Source organism: Nitrobacter sp. TKz-YC01, from assembly GCF_047824785.1.
Classification (GTDB): domain Bacteria; phylum Pseudomonadota; class Alphaproteobacteria; order Rhizobiales; family Xanthobacteraceae; genus Nitrobacter.
This window is the reverse complement of record NZ_CP181167.1, coordinates 2,957,496-2,975,676: the sequence shown is the minus strand read 5'-3', so window position 1 is coordinate 2,975,676 and position 18,181 is coordinate 2,957,496. Positions and strand designations below refer to the sequence as shown.

Below are 18,181 nucleotides of genomic sequence, written 5' to 3'. Positions count from 1 at the left end.
TTCTTGATCGGTGGACTGTGCAATAATTCTGTTTGTCCTGCTTCACGCGAGGAATAGCTCGCGATGATCTGCGCGTGCTATGGCAGCGGCTCGGTCGCGGCGTCGAGCCAGAGTTTCGTGGCCTCGTCGAGATGCGGGCGCACCTCGCGGCGGACGCGGGCGTGATAGTCGTTGAGCCACGCCACCTCTTTCTTGCTGATGCGGTGATCGATCAGGCGGCGGTCGATCGGGGCCAGCGTCAAGGTCTCGAAGCTGTTCATGGGCTTTTCAGCGCCGGGAATCCCGGCTTCCGTCACCAGCACCAGATTCTCGATCCGGATGCCGAATGCGTCACGTTTGTAATAGCCGGGCTCGTTGGACAGGATCATGCCGCGCTTCAGCGGCGTCGCGCCGAGCTTCGAAATTCGCGCCGGGCCTTCATGCACCGAGAGGTAGCTGCCGACGCCGTGACCGGTGCCGTGCTCGAAGTCGAGGCCGGCCTGCCAGAGAAATTGCCGCGCCAGCGTATCGAGCTGCGCGCCGCTGGCGCCGTCGGGAAACACCGCGCGGGCGATGGCGATGTGGCCGCGCAGCACGCGCGTGAAGCGGTCGCGCATTTCGTCGGTCGGCGTGCCGATGGCGATGGTGCGGGTGACGTCGGTGGTGCCGTCCTCGTATTGCGCGCCGGAATCGATCAGCAGCAGGTCGCCAGGCACGATGCGGCGGTTGCTCATGCGGGTGACGCGGTAGTGGACGATGGCCCCGTTCGGCCCGGTGCCTGCGATGGTCGGGAAGGACACGTCCTTCAGCGCGCCGGTCTCGCGGCGAAAAGTCTCCAGCGCCTCGACCGCGTCGATTTCGGTCAGCGTGCCCTTCGGCGCTTCGCGGTCGATCCAGGCGAGAAACCGCGCCAGCGCCACGGCGTCGCGCCGATGCGCGTTGCGCGCGCCCGCGATCTCGGTCGGGTTCTTCACCGCTTTCAACAGCGCGACCGGATCGTTACCGCACACTGGCTTGCCGCCGGCGGACGTGATCAGGCGGCTCAGTGCGTCGGCGGCGGTGGCTTTATCGAGCGCGATCGCCGCGCCGGATTGGGCCGTTCTCGTCAGCGCGCCGGTCAGTTCATCCGGCTCGCGCACATCGGCGTTGCGTTCGAGATGATTGCGGACGCTGTCGGAGAGTTTGCGGCGGTCGATGAAGATCGCCGGACGGTCTTCTTTCGGCACCAGCGCGTAGGACAAAGGCAGCGGCGTATGCGAGACATCGGCGCCGCGAATGTTGAAGGTCCATGCCACCGCGTGGGAATCCGACAGCACCAGCGCATCGACGCCGAGCTTTGTCATCTCGGCGCGGATGCGCGCGAGCTTGTCGGCCTCGGCTTCGCCGGCGAACGCCGCGTCGTGGATGGTGGCCGCGCCGAGCGGCGGCGCGGGACGGTCGGTCCAGACGCCGTCGATCGGGTTGCTGTCCACCGGAACCAGTTCGGCTCCCGCTTTCGCGCAGGCCTTCGCAAGACGCTCGACCGCCGCCGATGTATGCAGCCAGGGGTCGTAGCCGAGGCGGTCGCCGGCCGCGAGATGCTCCGCCAGCCAGCTCTCCGGCGGCGGATCGACCAGCGAGACGATGCTCCAGGCCCGGATATCCACCTGTTGCGCCGCCTGCAAGGTGTAGCGACCGTCGACGAACACCGCGGCTTCCGTCGCGAGCACGACGGCAAGGCCGGCCGATCCGGTGAAGCCGGTGAGCCATGCCAGCCGCTCCTCGGAAGGCGGGACATATTCGTTCTGTTGCCGGTCGGCACGAGGGATCACAAATCCGGTCAGTTGCCGCCGCGCCAGCTCCTCGCGAAACGCGGCGAGGCGGGCGGTCAGCGCCACGCCGCCTTCGGGATCCTCGAATGTCTGGAAATAGGCCTCGAACATTGCCGGCATCATATAGCGTTTTCGAGAAGTGGACACCGGTTTGCGCGCAGCCGTTCAACGCAGCCGGCCCTGAGTCACCCTCTGTTCTGCATCAGCAGGCTGCACCATCCGTCGATCCGCAACTGCCGCATCAACACCAGCCCCTGCGCGCGGTAGGCCGCGATGACGCCGCGGGTATGCTGCGGCAGCAGCCCCGAGAGGATCACCATGGCTTCGGGCGCGAGATGGCGCGCCATGGCCGGAGCCGTGCGCCGCAGCGGATTGGCGAGGATATTGGCCAGCACCAGATCGAACGGCGCGCGCGCGCGAAACAGCGGCGCGGAAAAGCCGGTCGCGCGGATCGACCAGACAAGATTGCCGACGCCGTTCAGCGTAGCGTTCTCCCGCGCCACCGTCGCCGAGCGCGGGTCGATGTCGCTGGCCAGCACGCTCCGGCGCAGCGCCTTGGCGGCGGCGATGGCCAGAACACCTGTCCCAGCGCCAAGATCGAGGACACGTCGCGGCATCCTGGCGCGGAGAACATGATCGAGCAGCAGCAGGCAGCCTCGGGTGGTGCCGTGATGGCCGGTGCCGAATGCCAGCGCGGCCTCGATCTCGATCGCCAGCTTGTTGGGTGGGACGCGGTCGCGGTCGTGCCGGCCGTGGACGATGAAGCGGCCGGCGGGGACCGGCGCCAGCCCTTCGAGGCTGGCCTCGACCCAATCCCTGGCGGCGATGGTATCAAAGACGACGGTCCGGGCGACGTGATTGCCCGCGGCGAGAGCGACCAGCGCGCGGATTCGTGCTTCATCCGGCGGGTCGGCGAAGTGAACCGCGACGCTCCAGCAGCCGTCGCTGCGTTCGAAGGCCGCCACCGCGGTTTCGCCGTCCTCCAGATACTCGCTCAGAAAATCGACGGCCCGGCGCGCGGCCTGCTCCGCCCCGATGGCGAAGGCGGCGCGGCTCGTCGCCGGCGAAATCTCAGCGGTCATCGGCAGTCCAAAGCTTATCCGGGGAAGGGAAGGATCCCGGAGGACCTTAACTCAAGTAAATTTGGCAATGAGATAGCCGACTCCATAGGCCGGTCCGGCGACCAGCAGGATGGCGAACACCATCACAAGCCAGCCTTTCACAACCGCGATGATGCCGCCGCTCTCCCAAAGCTCCCGCGGTCCCGGCTGCCCATACGCCCATAGCGACCATGAAGCGGCCAGGATCAGGTAGACGTCAAAAACATTCAAGGATGCGCGGACATAACCCAGATATATCGGGATAATGATCGCCAGAAAGACCCGGCCGAGATTTTGCAGCACCTGAACCCCCAGAACTTTACCTGCTTTCGCCAAAGCGTATTGCTTTATAGCGTTTTCGGGCGAAGTGGATACCGGTTCGGGTGAAGAAAGCGCGTCAGAACAATAATCTAGCCCGTATTTCGCAAAAGTGGATACCGGTTTTGCGATCAGAATACGCGTCAGAGCAATATCATAGCGCCTCGCTTCCGATGCCGTCGAAAGCGATAATGTTTTGAGAGGGACGCGGAAGGACGGCGGGTCGCGGTTACCTGCGAGGTTTTCAACCGGATATCCACAGAGATATCCACAGGGTTTCGGCAGAGTTATCCACCGAGTTGGCTTTAGTTGCTGATCGTCAGCGGCGCGCGAACAGCGCACGGTGATCCCGCAGGATGGCGCGCGCGGCGTTGTGGCCGGGGGCGCCGGTGACGCCTCCGCCGGGATGCGCGCCGGAGCCGCAGTGATAGAGCCCCTTCAGCGGTCCCCGATAGTCGGCGTAGCCCAGCATCGGCCGAGCCGAGAACAACTGGTTCAGCGTCAGCGCGCCGTGGAAGATGTCGCCGCCCAGCAATCCGAATTCGCGTTCGAGGTCGAGCGGCGACAGGATCTGCCTGCCGATCACGCTGGCGGCAAAGCCCGGCGCGTAGCGGTCGACGGTCGCGATCATGAGATCGGCGACTTCGTCGCGATGGTCGTCCCAGGACGCGCCGCCGGGCAATTGCGGCGCGACGTGTTGACAGAACAGGCTGGCCACATGGCGGCCGGGCGGCGCGAGGGTGTCGTCGATTACCGAGGGAATCAGAACCTCGACCACCGGTTCGCGGCTCCAGCCGAACCTGCGCGCGTCCTGCCAGGCGCGGTCCATGTAGTCGAGACCCGGCGCGATGATGATTCCGGCGCTGAGATGATCGCCCGCGCCCGGCAACGCTGAGAATGACGGGAGGGCGGAGAGCGCGACGTTCATCCGGAATGTCCCGGAGCCGTTGCGCCAGTTCCTGATGCGGGCGAGAAAGGTGGACGAGACGGAGCCAGTGGGCAGAAGCCGCGTATAAAGCAGCTTCGGGTTGACGCTTGCCGCCACATACCTTGCGCGGATCGTGCGTCCGTCGTCGAGCACGGCGCCCGCGGCGCATTCCCGTTCGACGACGATTTCGTGCACGCCCGCGCCTGTTTCGATTTCCACGCCGTGCGCGCGGGCGGCTGTCGCCATCGCCTGGGTGATCGCGCCCATGCCGCCGATGGCGTGTCCCCAAACGGCCTTCTTGCCGTTCACTTCCCCGAAGGCATGGTGCAGCATCACGTAGGCCGAACCGGCGGCGTAGGGACTCGCATAGTTGCCGACGACGGCGTCGAAGCCGAACAGGGATTTGATGAGATCAGTTTCGAAGCGGTCGTCGAGCATGTCGCCCGCCGATCGCGTGAAGAGATCGAGCAGGCTGCGCTGCTGCTCCAGCGAAAGACCGCGCAGGATTCCGGCGGAGCCGATGGCGTTGACGAGTTCGCCCGCGGCCTTGAGGCCGAATCCCTCGGTGAGGTTTGGCGGCGCGCGGAGTACGAACTGACGGACGACGTCGGCAATCTCTTCGAGTTCGCGCATGAAGTCGTCGAGTACGACAACGTCCCGTTCGCTCAAGCGGGCCACTGATGCCCTGGTGCGACCTTCGCCGGTGAGCAGATAGCGGCCATCGGGAGCAGGCAGGAAGTTCTGGGCGCGGCGTTCGACGATCCGCAGTCCGTGATCGTGCAGCCGCAGATCGGCGATGACTTTCGGATTGAGCAGGCTGACGGTGTAGGCCGCGACCGAATTGCGGAAACCGGGGTGGAATTCCTCGGTCACGGCAGCCCCGCCCACCACCTTGCGCCGTTCCACGACCCTGACGCGCAGTCCGGCCATCGCGAGATAGGCTGCGCAGGTCAAGCCATTGTGGCCTGCGCCGATGATGAGGACGTCGGTGTCCGGCATATCCGCTTCAAATCCTCAGACGGTCCGACTGTCGCCGCTCAAGTTCGTTTCCGGAAGAAGTGGTCGGTTCTGCCGTGCCCTCGTGGTCCGTCGCTTCCCTGGAATGTTGACCTCGACGGTATGGTTGCAATGGTGAAAATATGGAGAGTTAGTCGAAGTCCGAGAACAGGCCTCGCGGCCGATAGGGCTGCGGCGCGTAAACCTGAGGCTGGTACGGTTGCGCATAGCCGTAATCGTCTCGATCACCATAATAGGAGTGCCGTTGCGGGGGAACGTTCTGCGCACCGTAATGGCGGCGATAACTGCGCGGATCAGCATAGCGCGGATCATTGGAGCGGCCGTCCGCCGGATACATATAGCCGTCGGCGCCGCGAACGTACGCCTGCGGCTGCCAGCCGGGCGCGACCTGTCGGGGCGTCAGATCAACGGGATTTCCGGCCGCGTCGTAAGATTGATAGGCCGGTCCCGGATCGCGACCGGCGACATCGGTTTTCCGCTTGCCGCGAGGATTGCGCGCCAGCGCCACGCGCGACGATCCGGTCAGCGTGACGGTGGTATTGAGGACGCCTTCCTGCTTCACGAGAGAGAACAGCGTGCTGGCGTTGGCGCGCGAGATGCGTACGCAACCGTGCGAGACCGGCACGCCGAGGCTGCCCTCGGAGAGCGTGCCGTGAATGGCGTGGCCAGCCTTGGTGAAGAAGATCGAGTGCGGCATCGGCGCGTCGTCGAACTCCTTGGAGAAATGATCAGCCTCCATTCGGAAGGCTTGAAATTTTCCGTTCGGAGTTTCGTATGACGGATTTCCGCTCGAAACCGGCCATTGATGACGCTCGACGCCGTTAACGGAAACGGTCATCCGCTGATTATCCTTGTCGACCAGGATGGACACCTTCGCATCGGCGACGCTGCCAGCCACAAGAAGCATAAGACCAGCGACAGGAACAAGAAATCTACGCATTTTCATCGGCCTCGAGTTCAGCCTACCAGTTTCCCAAGTCATATATGCGCTTAAAGCAGTTGGGCTTCCAGTATTGCGTTTGTGTCATCGTTAACTCTCGACGCGGCTCGACCAGGGCGGGCGAGAGAAAACGTCGGGTGGGGAAGTTGTTTGAAGCCCATTGTGAGGTGGTGCCGGTTTCTGAGACAGGGGCATAAGGTGGATCGCCCGATGAAAAGGACGATCCGGTATGAAGACACGCAGACGATTTACGGCTGAGTTCAAGGCCAAGGTTGCGCTTGAGGCGATCCGTGGCGAGCGGACGATTTCGGAACTGGCGACAAAGCACCAGCTTCATCCGAACCAGATTACGCAGTGGAAACGGCAGGCCATCGAGAACCTGGCCAAGACGTTCGACGACAAGGCTGCTGATGCGCAGGTCGGCCGGGAAGCCGAGGTGACCAAGCTGCACGCCAAGATTGGCCAGCTTGTCGTTGAGCGGGATTTTTTGGCCAAGGCCTTCGATCGCTGAGCCTGGATCGGAGGAGAATGATGATTGACCCCGATCACAACCGGCTCTCGATCCGCCGCCAGTGCGAACTGGTCTCGATCTCGCGGGCGTCGTTCTACCGACAGCCCGCCGGCGAGACGCCCGAGAACCTCGAACTGATGCGCACCATCGACGAGGCCTTCATGGAGACGCCCTGGTATGGCTCCCGGCAGATGGCCCGGCATCTGCGGCGTCAGGGCTGGTGCGTGGGTCGCAAGCGGGTCCGGCGGCTGATGCGCAAGATCGGTCTGTCGCCGATCTACCAGGCGCCGAGAACCAGCGAGCCGCATCCGCAGCATCGCATCTATCCCTACCTGCTGCGGCACCTGGCGATCGAGCGGCCGGATCACGTTTGGTGTGCCGATGTGACCTATATCCCGATGCGGCGCGGCTTCCTTTACCTCGTGGCCATCATGGACTGGTTCAGCCGCAAGGTCCTGGCCTGGCGGTTGTCGAACACGATGGATGCCGACTTCTGTGTTGCCGCTCTCGAAGAGGCGATCGCCTGCCATGGCAGGCCCGACATCTTCAACACCGACCAAGGCTCGCAGTTCACTAGCTTCGCCTTCACGACGACGCTGAAGGATGCCGGCATCCGCATCTCCATGGACGGGCGCGGCCGCTGGATGGACAACGTCTTCATCGAACGACTGTGGCGCAGCCTCAAATATGAGTGCGTCTTCCTCAGCACATTCGAAACGGGAAGCCAAGCCCGCTGCGGCATCGGCTCCTGGATAGACTATTACAACCGGCGACGCCCGCACTCGATCTTCGCCGGCAGGACGCCCGACGAAGTCCATGCTATGGCGGAAATGACGGAGCAATTGGCGGCGTAGAAACGAACCCGATCCACCTTAGCCAGGCCGCCAAACTGTCTCACCAAGCGGGTCCACCTCATTGCAATGGTGGGGAACTTTCGTCCGGATAAGGTGTTTTTACCCCCGCGAATTGAGCGATCACAGCCCGGTGGTGGCGGCCGAGCCAAATCTTCAACATTCCAAGTCTTCAACATCAAGGGATAGAGATACCGATGAGGATCAAAACCAAAGCGTTGCCGACCGAATCTTCCTTCCGGCTGCGGATCGCGGTGGCGGCCGCCGCAGCGGCGCTGGCCCTGCTCTCCATTCCGCATCAGGCGCATGCTCAGGGTGTTTTCGGTGGCATGGAGCGCGGCGCCAACCAGGGCGCCTATGAAGGGAATCGTGCTGCGGGACCGGTGGGCGGCGCGATCGGCGGTGCGATCGGCGCCGGCGTCGGTGGCGCCGTCGGCGGCGTCAGGGGTGTGCTCGGCATTCCGGATCGCGGACCCTACCGGGGAAAACGATGCCGCGGCTATTGGAAGCGCGGGCATTTCTACTGCTATCGTCGATAAGGATTACGATATGAGCAGGCCGCGGTCCGGGCTACCCCGGCGCGGCCTGTGATTTTGCGCGGGTGCTCCCGCTTTTCGAAACCATGCTCTGAAGATTGTTGTCAGGCCGCATTTTCTTGCGTCGGACAGGTCATCCAGTTCGCCGGGTAGTGCTTTAATTTCTCAGCCGATAGCCGGTTCGGAATATCCACCATACGACCAGCATGCAGGTGACGAGGAAACCGACCGTCATGCCGATACTGACCGACAAGCTGACGTCGGCGATCTCGTAAAAACTCCACCTGAATCCGCTGATGAGATAGACGACGGGATTGAACAGCGCGGCGGTCTGCCATGCCGGTGGCAGCATGTTGATCGAATAAAAACTTCCTCCGAGGAACGTCAGCGGCGTGATGATCAGCATCGGAATCATTTGCAGCTTCTCGAAGCCATCGGCCCAGATGCCGATGATGAAGCCGAACAGGCTGAATGTTACGGAGGTCAGGACCAGAAAGGTCAACATCCATATCGGGTGATGGATGTGCAGCGGAACGAACAGGCCGGCGGTGGCCAGAATGATCAGTCCCAGAATGATCGATTTGGTGGCGGCGGCTCCCACATAGCCCAGCACGATCTCGAAATAGGAGACCGGCGCGGACAATATCTCGTAAATGGTGCCGATGAATTTCGGGAAGTAGATGCCGAACGACGCATTGGTGATGCTCTGCGTCAGTACGGACAGCATGATGAGCCCCGGCACGATGAAGGTGCCGTAACTGACGCCCTCGATCTCGGTGATGCGCGATCCGATCGCCGCGCCGAACACCACGAAATAGAGCGAGGTCGAAACCACCGGCGACACGATGCTTTGCAGCAGCGTGCGCCAGGTGCGCGCCATCTCGAATTTGTAAATCGCCTGCACGGCTCCGAAATTCATGTCAGGTCCTGACCAGGCTGACGAAGATCTCTTCCAGCGAGCTTTGCGTGGTGTCGAGATCGGAAAACCTGATGCCGGCGGCGCGGAGATCGCCGAGCAGGCTCGTGATTCCGGTGTGCTCGCTCCGGGTGTCATAGGTGTAGATCACCTGTCCGCCGTCCGCGGCAAGTTCGAGATTGTAGGCCGCCAACGTTGCGGGAATGGCTTCGACCTTGCCCTGCAAATGAAGCTTCAACCGCTTTTTGCCGAGCTTCTGCATCAGCGCGGCCTTTTCCTCGACGAGAATGATCTCGCCTTTGTTGATGACGCCGACCCGGTCCGCCATTTCTTCAGCCTCTTCGATGTAATGCGTCGTTAGAATGATGGTGACGCCCAAGGCTCGCAGCGTGCGCACCACCTCCCACATCGCTTTTCGCAATTCGACATCGACGCCGGCCGTGGGCTCGTCGAGAAACAGCACCTGCGGCTCGTGCGAAAGCGCCTTCGCAATCATCACGCGCCGTTTCATGCCGCCGGACAGCGTGACGATCTTGCTGTCTTTCTTGTCCCACAACGAGAGATCCTTCAGAACCTTCTCGATATGGGCCGGATTTTTTGGCTTTCCGAACAGTCCGCGGCTGAAACTGACGGTCGCCCAGACCGTTTCGAACGCATCGGTATGCAGCTCCTGCGGCACCAGGCCGATCATCGCGCGGGTCGCCCGATAGTCGCGGCGGATGTCCCGGCCGTCGACCAGAACCTGACCGGAGGACGGATTGGTGATGCCGCAGATGATGCTGATGAGCGTTGTCTTGCCGGCGCCGTTGGGCCCGAGCAGCGCGAAGATTTCGCCCCGTTTGATATCGAGGTCGATGCTCTTCAGCGCCTTGAAGCCGGACGCGTAAGCCTTCGACAAACCGGAAATGGATATCATGGAGGACATGCGAGGCTTGATACGCTGTAAGCGGGTGGAGAGGAACGATGAGAGAGATTGATATCGCGGCCGAATGGCGGGACGATGGAGAATGCAGGTCAACAGATAGGAGCGCAGGCGGCGGTTCGCAATTCGGTTACACCCGCTCGACGAAGCTATCGACCACCTTTTTCTCGCCGGCTTTTTCAAAGCTGATGGTCAGCTTGTTGCCATCGATCCGTGCGATTTTCCCGTAGCCGAACTTCTGATGAAAAACACGGTCGCCCAATGAGAAGCCGGAATTCGAGCCCGTGGATCGTGCGATCAATTCTCCTTCGATGATCACCGGCGCGCGCTTCGACTTCGACTGGTTTGCATTGTAGGGCGTTCCGGCCTCATTGAACCCGCCCCGGCCGCGATTGGCCTGCGCGCGTTGCCAGCCTGGAGTCGCATAGCTTGAGCCGAAGGAGTCGAGGTTGTCGAAACGCGAGGGGCCGTAACCGCCCGTTCCGCCCCAGCCCGACCCGCCCTTGGATTCGGTGACCTCCACATTCTCCGCCGGCAGCTCGTCGAGAAAGCGGGACGGAATCGTGGTCGACCACGAGCCGTGGATGCGGCGATTGGTGGCGAAGTAAAGTTTCGCGCGGCGGCGCGCCCGGGTCAGGCCGACATGCGCGAGGCGGCGCTCTTCCTCGAGACCCGAGCGTCCCTGCTCATCCAGCGCACGCTGATGGGGAAACAGACCTTCCTCCCAGCCGGGCAGGAACACGGTATCGAATTCGAGCCCCTTGGCTGAATGCAGCGTCATCACCGAGACGGCATCCTCGTCCGCGCCGCCGTCGCGATCCATCACCAGCGATATATGCTCGAGAAAGCCTTGCAGGTTCTCGAACTCATCCATCGAGCGTATCAGCTCTTTCAGGTTTTCGAGGCGTCCCGCGGCATCGGCCGAGCGGTCCTTCTGCCACATCTCGGTGTAGCCGCTCTCGTCCAGCACGATCTCGGCAAGCTCGGTATGCCGCATGGATTCGCGCTGGACGCGCCAGCGGTCGAAGCTCTCCAGCAGCGCGCGCAGCGATCCGCGCGCTTTCGGTTTCATCTCATCGGTTTCGACAACGGCGCGGGCGGCTTCGCTGAGCGGAATCCGCCGCTTTCGCGCGATCTCGTGCAGCATCTTGACGGTGGCGTCGCCCAGGCCGCGCTTGGGCACGTTGACGATGCGTTCGAAGGCAAGGTCATCGGCCGGCGAGTTGATGAGGCGCAGATAGGCGAGCGCGTCACGGATCTCGGCGCGCTCGTAGAAGCGTGGGCCGCCGATGACGCGATAGGGCAGGCCAAGCGTGACAAAGCGGTCTTCGAACTCGCGCATCTGGAATGAGGCGCGCACCAGAATCGCGATCTCGTTCAGCTTTTCGCCGGCGCGCTGGAGTTGTTCGATTTCCTCGCCGATGGCGCGGGCTTCCTCCTCGGAGTCCCAGGAGCCGGTGACGGTGACCTTCTCGCCGTCGACATCCTCGGTTCGCAACGTCTTGCCGAGCCGGTCTTCGTTATGCGCGATCAGGTGCGAGGCGGCGGCGAGAATATGGCCGGTCGAGCGATAGTTGCGCTCCAGCCGGATCACCTTCGCGCCGGGAAAATCGTGCTCGAACCGCAGGATGTTATCCACCTCGGCGCCGCGCCAGCCGTAGATCGACTGGTCGTCGTCGCCGACGCAGCAGATATTCCTGGATCGAGCCGTGCGCGGGTCCGGACCTTCCGCCGCGACGGGAGCGGGAAACAGCGCGTGGGATGACGGCGGCGCCTGTGACAGCAATCGCAGCCATAGGTACTGGGCAACGTTGGTGTCCTGATATTCGTCGACAAGGATATACTTGAAGCGGCTCTGGTATTGCCGCAGCACATCCGGATGCTCGCGGAACAGCCGGATGTTCTCCAGCAGCAAATCACCGAAGTCCGCCGCATTGAGGATCTTCAACCGTGCCTGATAGGCGGCGTAAAGCTTGCCGCCACGACCGTTGCCGAAGACGGAGGCTTCACCCGACGGCACCTGCGCGGGCGTCAGTCCGCGATTCTTCCAGCCGTCGATCAGTCCGGCCAGCATCCGCGCGGGCCAGCGCTTGTCGTCGATGTTGTCGGCCTGCAGAAGCTGCTTGAGCAGACGGATCTGGTCGTCGACATCGAGAATCGTGAAGTTGGATTTGAGCTGCACCAGTTCGGCATGAACGCGAAGAATCCGGCCCGCAATGGAATGAAAGGTGCCGAGCCACGGCATGCCTTCCACGGCCTGCCCGAGCATCTGTCCGAGACGATGCTTCATCTCGCGGGCGGCCTTGTTGGTGAAGGTGACCGACAGGATTTCGCCGGAGCGGGCACGGCCCTGGCTGAGGATATGCGCAATGCGGGTCGTGAGCACGCGGGTCTTGCCTGTGCCCGCGCCGGCCAGCACCAGAACCGGCCCGTCCAGCGTTTCCACGGCCTCCCGCTGCTCCGGATTGAGCCCGCTCAGATATCGTGGTGCTGCCGCGGCGCGCGCGCGCGCAGCGATGCCGCCGGCGGCAGGCTGGTGCCCGGAAACATTGGTGTGGATCAGTCTGTTCGGCTCGGTCATGCGAATCGTCTTTGCCTACGATGGCACTGTCGGCCAGCGAAGGGGAGCCCTCTTGGCAAGGATGAAGAATATATAGGGCGAAGGCGCTTCGTAGCGACTTTTAGCCTTCCGGCCAATGAATCATCGCGCCGCGCTCGCTGTTTTGTTCCTCAAAACCGCTTATTTCCCGGATTTTTTCTCGAACACGGCCGCGACGGAACCATTGTTCCCGTAACGGATTGATTTTTCAGTCAACGCGCGAAGCGCGCCGAAAACGGAGACCAAATCATGTTGAACTGGGTGGTGACGTTCCTGGTTATTGCATTGATCGCCGGCGTTCTGGGCTTTGGAGGGATCGCGGGCGCCTCCATCGAAATCGCAAAGATCATCTTCTTCATTGCGCTCATCCTGATCGTGGTTTCGGCGGTGATCGGCTTCTTGCGCGGACGGAACCGCGTGTAGCGGGTCAGGTATATCCGAGGGCATGGCGATGCGCTCCCCGTGCCCTCGGGCTTGCACGACGGCGCCGTAGGTCGCCGACGACAGCCTGAAAGTACGCACGGCTGGAATTTCTACAACCGGCGGCGATAATCGGGAATGCATCCTTACAGATTTTGTCGCGATCGTTTTCACCCTTTTTCCGGATAGTGTCTGCCCGCCTTCGCTGCGACTTTGCCATAGTTGCTGTTACTATAAGGGGTGCGGCATTCGTTTCAGCGCGCGCAGCGCCATAAGGTCTGCTGGACCGACTTAATTCGCCGGAAGGGTCAGAGGGGGACACCGTGCAGACCACGCTGCTCGGCCTGGCAATCACACTTATTGTCGCGCTCTTCGCCGCGCTGGTTGGGCCGTATTTCATCGACTGGAACCGTTTTCGATCGCAGTTTGAGACGGAAGCGGCGCGCGTGATCGGAGCGCCGGTGCGAGTCGATGGCCGACTCGACGCCCGGTTGCTTCCGTCGCCCTCATTGCGGTTTGAGTCGGTGACGGTTGGAGGGCCGAACGATCCGGGAAAGATGCGCGCGGACAGTCTCGCCGTCGAATTCAGCCTGGGCTCGCTGATGCGAGGAGAGTGGCGCGCAACCGAATTGACGATCAACGGCGTCGCGCTCGACCTTGGCCTCAATGACAAAGGGCAGGTGGACGGGCCGCTGATGTTCAGTTTCGGCTCGCTTTCCGTCGATCAGTTGAATCTCACCGGCCGCGTGGCGCTTCATGATGCTGCAAGCCGCAGCGCTTTCGAATTGAGCGACATCGCGTTCAGCGGTGAGGTGCGTTCATCGGGAGCGTCCGTGCGCGGCAACGGCAACTTCGTGTTGTCGGGAACGCGCTATCCCTTTCAAATATCGCTCGCGCAGGCAGGTAGCGGCGATGCCCGCCGTGTTCATGTCACGATCGATCCCGGGGCGCGTGCGGAGTTCGTCGACGTCGATGGCGTCCTGTCATTCGATGAGCGGAGTCCGCGTTTCGATGGCGCGCTGACGCTCGCGGGCGCCGGGGAGCCTGCCGGCAAGAGCTTTTCGGGCGATCCCTCTCAGCGGCCATGGCGTGTATCGGCCAGGGTGAAGGCCGATCCGAAAGGCGCGCGGCTCGATCGTGTCGAGGCCGGCTATGGTCGTGCCGATTCGGCGCTGAGGCTTACCGGCGGCGGAGAGATTCACTTCGGCTCATCGCCTCGGCTTCATGTTGCATTGTCGGCGCCTCAGCTCGACGCCGACCGCCTGCTTGCCGGAGATCGTGACCCGCCCGCAAGGCTGTTGCGCTCATTACAGGGCTCTCTGACAAAAATCCCGAAACCGTGGCTCGCCGCGGACATCGGGATCAGCGCTGACCGCATCATGCTGGGAGGCCGCCCGATACAGAATTTCGAGACAGTCCTACACAGCGACGCCGCTTCATGGACCATCAGCCGGCTGGCATTCCAACCTCCCGGCGCCACGTGCGTAACTGTTAAGGGCGAGATCCTGCACGCCGGGTCATCGTCCGGACTCAACGGCACGCTCGATGTGGAGTCGTCCGATCCGGACACGTTCATCGCATGGCTGCGGGGCGAGCGCGAAGTCACGAGCCGGACCCGAAAGCCGCTGCATGTACAGACCGAACTGACTGTTGATCGGGGCCGGGTTGTCTTCGAACAGCTCAAGGCCGATACCGAGGGTGGCAGCATCGAGGGGCGGCTGGCGTTTGTCGATCCGGCGGCGGAGAACGGTACGCGAGCCGACGTTGAACTCAAGGCGCGCCGGTTTGATCTCGATGCCGCGGCGAGCCTGATCAGCGCGGCCTCGGCGCTGCGAGGCGGTTGGCCTGACGAGGGACGACTGTCACTGAATATTGATCGCGCGATATCGGCGGGACAGGAGCTGCATCCGCTGATCGCCGAACTGAGCTACGGACCAACGGCTGTCGCGCTCGAACAATTGAAAGTCGGCTCCTCCGGCGGCCTCCAGATCGATGGCTCCGGCGCGTTCGATCGCGTCAATACGACCGGACGGCTATCGTTGAATGCGACATCGGAATCGATCGCCCCGATGGCGGGCGTGATTGCTCCGTTCGCACCAGGCGTCGCGGCGCGCCTGGAGGCGTTGCCGGCGGCCGCGGAGGCGGCCGGTCTTCATCTCACGGTCAACATCGGTAAAAGCCAGGCCGACAAGAACAGGGCGGATGCCGGCGCCACGCTCAAGGTCGATCTGCCGCGACTGAAAGGCACGATATCGCTGGCCGCGGCGCCTTCGCTCGCGGCGGTGCGCGCAGCCGATCTCGATGCCCTGACCCGCAGCGAGATGACGATGCGGACGAAGCTGACATCGGAGCGCGGCGGGGGCGTGCCGATGTTGCTGGGCCTCGACCGCGTGATCGCGGTCGCCAACCCATCCGTTCTGGAAACGACAGCGACGGGGACGTGGCGTGCCCCGATTCGGCTGAATGCGAGGATGTCGGGAGCGGATCTCGATGCCGAAATAAAGGGAACGGCGCAGCCATGGTCGCCGGATCGGAAGGCCGACCTTCATCTCACGGTCCACCAGGTCGATCTCAAGCCGCTGCTCAATCTTCAGCCATCCGATCCGGATGCCCGGAAGGTCAGGCTGTCGTCCCATGTCACGCTGGCTGGCAGCAAGCTGGTCTTCAGCGACCTCGATAGTGCGGTAGCCGGTTCGCGCATGCGCGGACACGTTACGGTCAATCTGGGAAACGAAAATCACCTGGAAGGCGAAATCGGAATCAACACGCTCGATGTGGCGGCGGCGTTCGGACTTGCGGCGGGCTTTGCGGGACGTGACCCGGCCAATCCGTGGAGCGTCGGCCTGCCGGAAGGTTGGCGCGCTCAACTTGCTTTCGCGGCGCTGCGCGGCGTACTGCCCGGAGACGTTGAGCTGAAGCCCTTCAGCGGCGTCATCAAAGGGGACGAACATTCCCTGATATTCGATGCGCTGAAGGGGAAAATCGGTGGCGGCGACGCCATGGCAAGCCTCGACGTTCGGCAGACCGCCGAAGGCGTGGCCCTGAATGTGGGCATTCAACTCACCAACGTCGAGGGTTCGTCATTGCGGTACGGCGCGCTGGCGATGCCTGCCGGCCGCACATCGGCGCGCATCACGCTCGCCAGCCAGGGCCGTAGCGTATCCGCGATGGTGGGGGCGCTGTCCGGTGACGGGGTGGTCACGCTCGATCACGCGCGGATTCCAGGGCTCGACCCGCACTCGTTCGATGCCGCCGTCAATAGCGGCGTCGAGCGGGGATCGGACGATGTCAGGTTGCAGGAGATCGTCGAGCGGTCTCTGTCCGCAGCACCGCTGTCGGTCGCATCGGCGCAAATTCCGTTCACGGTGAGGGATGGCCGCTTGCGTGTCAGCCCGACGCCGCTGGACGGCGAGGGAGCACAGGCAATTGTTTCGGGCGGGTATGACATCACGGCGGATCAGGTCGATATCCGCGCCGGGCTTGTCTCGACCTCGCTCGGTTCCGCGAACGGTCGTCCGGAAGTTCAGATATTCGCGGTGGGATCACCCCACGCGATCAACCGGACCATTGACGTCGCGGCGTTGTCGTCATGGCTTGCGGTGAGGTCGATCGATCGCGAAACCCGCCGACTCGATTCGATCGAGCAAAGCCTGGAGCAGCCTCCGGTGATTTCGCCGGCGCCGGCATCACCTCAGGCTGAGCCGTTGGAGGTTTCTGATCCTGTGCTGGCGACGAACGTTGCGCCTGTTATTCATGCGCCAGTACCAAAGCGGGATCCTCGGCGCTTCGCGGCAAGACACCGGATGACCGTCCCGCTACCGTTTCCGCGTCCGTCAACCGCCGCCCATGCATCCGGTGTGTCGCCGCCGCCGGCTTCGCGCTTGCCGGCGGAGACACAGCTCATAGCGCCCGCGCCGATGCGTCGGCGCTAGAGCATCGGACCCGAAAGTGGGAACCGGTTTCGGGATAAATCCGATGCTCAATCAATTAACTGGAGCGGCGGCGCTGATTCCATTTGACCGGTGCGCCGGCGCTAGAGTCCTTCACCGCTTCATGGAAGCGGTGAAACGCTCCATCATTATGTTTTGACGCGTTTTCTTTGCGCGAACCGGATTCCATCCTTAGGGCCCAAGCCCGAGGACATGCTGCGCCCGAAAACGCTATAGTCGTGCGGACGGTGTCTGACGTTCGCCGATGAACAGGGTGCTTGTCGCCCGCATGCGAAAATGCTCCAGGACATACAGACGGATCGCCGAAGACAAATTGCTGGTCCTGCGATTGGTGTCGATCGAGGCAATCTGCGTGGAAAGGGTTATGCCCTGTCGTGTCGCGATATCCTTCAGGCTTGTCCAGAACGCGTCTTCGAGGCTCACGCTGGTCTTGTGGCCGCCGACGACCACCGATCGTTTGACGACGGCATATTCGCGCAACAGTTCCGGCTCTTCGCGGCGGTCGCCGCTTTCGTCGTTGTGCATGATTGATTTCCTCTGTGTTAGGCAAGCCTCATCATCGGCGCACGATGATATCTCACCGGACGTCTTGTTCGGTCTGACTGCGAAAAACGGTGCTGCGGATCGTCGGTGGACCGCGCCGCGGGCATGCGGGTGATCGTGCGGTCCACCTCTGATCGGCGCGATGGTGGATCGTCAAGGCGCAGGTACATAGTAGCTGAAAGTACCGCACACCGATATTCGGGAAACAACCTATTGGTGTCTTCGAGCGAAGCAGTGTCCACTTCGTTTGAAAACGCTCTAATTCCCTCAGAGCCGGGAAAGCTCGAGCCTGGCGCTCACGATCGTGACGCCGGTATGCGCAGACATGCGGATGGGGTTTGATTCGATGTTCCGCGAAGAGGCGATGCCTGCTATCCGAGGCTGGGACTGCTTTCGGACCCGGACGTTGTCGCGCGGCTTCGGAAGTAGTCCAGAACAAAGAGGCGGATCGCCGAGGAGAGGTTGCCCTGTTGACGGTTGCTGTCGATCTCGCCGACGAGCTCGGAAAGGGTCATGTCACGGTGACTCGAAATTTCCTTCATCCCGTTCCAGAATGCTTCCTCGAGGCTCACGCTGGTCTTGTGACCGGCGACGACGATCGATCGTTTCACGACAGGCGATTTCATGATGCGTCCTCGCCGTCGATGCGATGTTGATCGAGCAAACGTAGCTCTCGCATTTTCTGGCGCTTTGAAAGATCGCGCTCGGCCTTGGTGCGGCCGAAGCGCGCTCGATTGGCGTCGGCGATGACGGCTGCCCGTTCGCGTTCAGCGCGCTTCCTGCGCCTGTTCAGGTTAATCACATCCCCCATGGATCAATTCCGCTGTCTTAAATGCCGGG

General features: G+C 62.6%; 15 protein-coding genes. 4 read left to right on the top strand and 11 right to left on the bottom strand.

The features are described from left to right. Positions 1-77 precede the first annotated feature (77 nt). The 5 genes from ACMYR2_RS14155 to ACMYR2_RS14135 all read right to left on the bottom strand — a co-directional run bounded on the left by ACMYR2_RS14155 (position 78) and on the right by ACMYR2_RS14135 (position 6,093). Positions 78-1,901: an aminopeptidase P family protein gene (locus ACMYR2_RS14155; protein WP_347264659.1), complete on the bottom strand. Its 1,824-nt coding sequence runs from the start codon at positions 1,899-1,901 to the stop codon at positions 78-80. A 74-nt stretch (positions 1,902-1,975) separates the two neighbouring features. Further along, positions 1,976-2,872, bottom strand: coding sequence for a 50S ribosomal protein L11 methyltransferase (locus ACMYR2_RS14150; RefSeq protein ID WP_416193180.1), 897 nt, complete (start codon positions 2,870-2,872; stop codon positions 1,976-1,978). A 51-nt stretch (positions 2,873-2,923) separates the two neighbouring features. Then, complete coding sequence (locus ACMYR2_RS14145) at positions 2,924-3,550, bottom strand: hypothetical protein (RefSeq protein ID WP_347264652.1); 627 nt, start codon at positions 3,548-3,550, stop codon at positions 2,924-2,926. Continuing rightward, positions 3,528-5,135: an NAD(P)/FAD-dependent oxidoreductase gene (locus ACMYR2_RS14140; RefSeq protein WP_347264653.1), complete on the bottom strand. Its 1,608-nt coding sequence runs from the start codon at positions 5,133-5,135 to the stop codon at positions 3,528-3,530. Before ACMYR2_RS14140 ends, ACMYR2_RS14145 begins: the two co-directional genes overlap by 23 nt. A gap of 148 nt (positions 5,136-5,283) precedes the next feature. Then, positions 5,284-6,093, bottom strand: a complete 810-nt coding sequence (locus ACMYR2_RS14135; RefSeq protein ID WP_347264654.1) for a L,D-transpeptidase — start codon at positions 6,091-6,093, stop codon at positions 5,284-5,286. Positions 6,094-6,322: 229 nt separating this feature from the next. Here ACMYR2_RS14135 and ACMYR2_RS14130 point away from each other — a divergent pair. Further along, a protein-coding gene (locus ACMYR2_RS14130; protein ID WP_416193179.1) for an IS3 family transposase occupies positions 6,323-7,458 on the top strand; the annotation gives its coding sequence in 2 pieces (ribosomal slippage) (positions 6,323-6,593 and positions 6,593-7,458; 1,137 coding nt in all). A 194-nt stretch (positions 7,459-7,652) separates the two neighbouring features. Further along, positions 7,653-7,994 carry a hypothetical protein gene (locus ACMYR2_RS14125; RefSeq protein ID WP_347264655.1) on the top strand — a complete coding sequence of 114 codons (342 nt, stop codon included), beginning with the start codon at positions 7,653-7,655 and terminating at the stop codon, positions 7,992-7,994. 154 nt (positions 7,995-8,148) lie between these two features. Here the strand turns inward: ACMYR2_RS14125 and ACMYR2_RS14120 are convergent, their stop codons facing one another. The 3 genes from ACMYR2_RS14120 to ACMYR2_RS14110 form a co-directional block, all read right to left on the bottom strand. Continuing rightward, positions 8,149-8,910, bottom strand: a complete 762-nt coding sequence (locus ACMYR2_RS14120; protein ID WP_347264656.1) for an ABC transporter permease — start codon at positions 8,908-8,910, stop codon at positions 8,149-8,151. 1 nt (position 8,911) lies between these two features. Next, on the bottom strand, positions 8,912-9,832 hold the full coding sequence (locus ACMYR2_RS14115; protein ID WP_347264657.1) for an ABC transporter ATP-binding protein: 921 nt from the start codon (positions 9,830-9,832) through the stop codon (positions 8,912-8,914). A gap of 127 nt (positions 9,833-9,959) precedes the next feature. Continuing rightward, positions 9,960-12,410: an ATP-dependent helicase gene (locus ACMYR2_RS14110; RefSeq protein WP_347264658.1), complete on the bottom strand. Its 2,451-nt coding sequence runs from the start codon at positions 12,408-12,410 to the stop codon at positions 9,960-9,962. A 267-nt stretch (positions 12,411-12,677) separates the two neighbouring features. Between ACMYR2_RS14110 and ACMYR2_RS14105 the strand changes: the two genes are divergently transcribed. Then, positions 12,678-12,851, top strand: a complete 174-nt coding sequence (locus tag ACMYR2_RS14105; protein ID WP_347265378.1) for a DUF1328 domain-containing protein — start codon at positions 12,678-12,680, stop codon at positions 12,849-12,851. A 320-nt stretch (positions 12,852-13,171) separates the two neighbouring features. Next, on the top strand, positions 13,172-16,780 hold the full coding sequence (locus ACMYR2_RS14100; protein WP_416193178.1) for an AsmA-like C-terminal region-containing protein: 3,609 nt from the start codon (positions 13,172-13,174) through the stop codon (positions 16,778-16,780). 228 nt (positions 16,781-17,008) lie between these two features. On the opposite strand, the gene ACMYR2_RS14095 is transcribed toward ACMYR2_RS14100, so the two are convergent. From ACMYR2_RS14095 to ACMYR2_RS14085, 3 genes are all read right to left on the bottom strand, one after another. After that, positions 17,009-17,323 carry a ribbon-helix-helix domain-containing protein gene (locus ACMYR2_RS14095; protein WP_416193177.1) on the bottom strand — a complete coding sequence of 105 codons (315 nt, stop codon included), beginning with the start codon at positions 17,321-17,323 and terminating at the stop codon, positions 17,009-17,011. A 389-nt stretch (positions 17,324-17,712) separates the two neighbouring features. Then, on the bottom strand, positions 17,713-17,967 hold the full coding sequence (locus tag ACMYR2_RS14090) for a ribbon-helix-helix domain-containing protein (protein WP_347265332.1): 255 nt from the start codon (positions 17,965-17,967) through the stop codon (positions 17,713-17,715). Continuing rightward, the gene (locus ACMYR2_RS14085) at positions 17,964-18,152 is read right to left on the bottom strand and encodes a DUF4169 family protein (protein WP_347265333.1); all 189 of its coding nucleotides are present in this window, start codon (positions 18,150-18,152) and stop codon (positions 17,964-17,966) included. Before ACMYR2_RS14085 ends, ACMYR2_RS14090 begins: the two co-directional genes overlap by 4 nt. Between the last annotated feature and the right edge of the window lie 29 nt (positions 18,153-18,181).

Excerpts from the sequence above, each read along its gene's own strand:
- ACMYR2_RS14085 (WP_347265333.1), bottom strand. The coding sequence starts at position 18,152 with ATGGGGGATGTGATTAACCTGAACAGGCGCAGGAAGCGCGCTGAACGC.
- ACMYR2_RS14135 (WP_347264654.1), bottom strand. The coding sequence starts at position 6,093 with ATGCGTAGATTTCTTGTTCCTGTCGCTGGTCTTATGCTTCTTGTGGCT.
- ACMYR2_RS14140 (WP_347264653.1), bottom strand. The coding sequence starts at position 5,135 with ATGCCGGACACCGACGTCCTCATCATCGGCGCAGGCCACAATGGCTTG.
- ACMYR2_RS14090 (WP_347265332.1), bottom strand. The coding sequence starts at position 17,967 with ATGAAATCGCCTGTCGTGAAACGATCGATCGTCGTCGCCGGTCACAAG.
- ACMYR2_RS14155 (WP_347264659.1), bottom strand. The coding sequence starts at position 1,901 with ATGTTCGAGGCCTATTTCCAGACATTCGAGGATCCCGAAGGCGGCGTG.
- ACMYR2_RS14110 (WP_347264658.1), bottom strand. The coding sequence starts at position 12,410 with ATGACCGAGCCGAACAGACTGATCCACACCAATGTTTCCGGGCACCAG.
- ACMYR2_RS14150 (WP_416193180.1), bottom strand. The coding sequence starts at position 2,872 with ATGACCGCTGAGATTTCGCCGGCGACGAGCCGCGCCGCCTTCGCCATC.
- ACMYR2_RS14120 (WP_347264656.1), bottom strand. The coding sequence starts at position 8,910 with ATGAATTTCGGAGCCGTGCAGGCGATTTACAAATTCGAGATGGCGCGC.
- ACMYR2_RS14105 (WP_347265378.1), top strand. The coding sequence starts at position 12,678 with ATGTTGAACTGGGTGGTGACGTTCCTGGTTATTGCATTGATCGCCGGC.
- ACMYR2_RS14125 (WP_347264655.1), top strand. The coding sequence starts at position 7,653 with ATGAGGATCAAAACCAAAGCGTTGCCGACCGAATCTTCCTTCCGGCTG.
- ACMYR2_RS14095 (WP_416193177.1), bottom strand. The coding sequence starts at position 17,323 with ATGCACAACGACGAAAGCGGCGACCGCCGCGAAGAGCCGGAACTGTTG.
- ACMYR2_RS14115 (WP_347264657.1), bottom strand. The coding sequence starts at position 9,832 with ATGTCCTCCATGATATCCATTTCCGGTTTGTCGAAGGCTTACGCGTCC.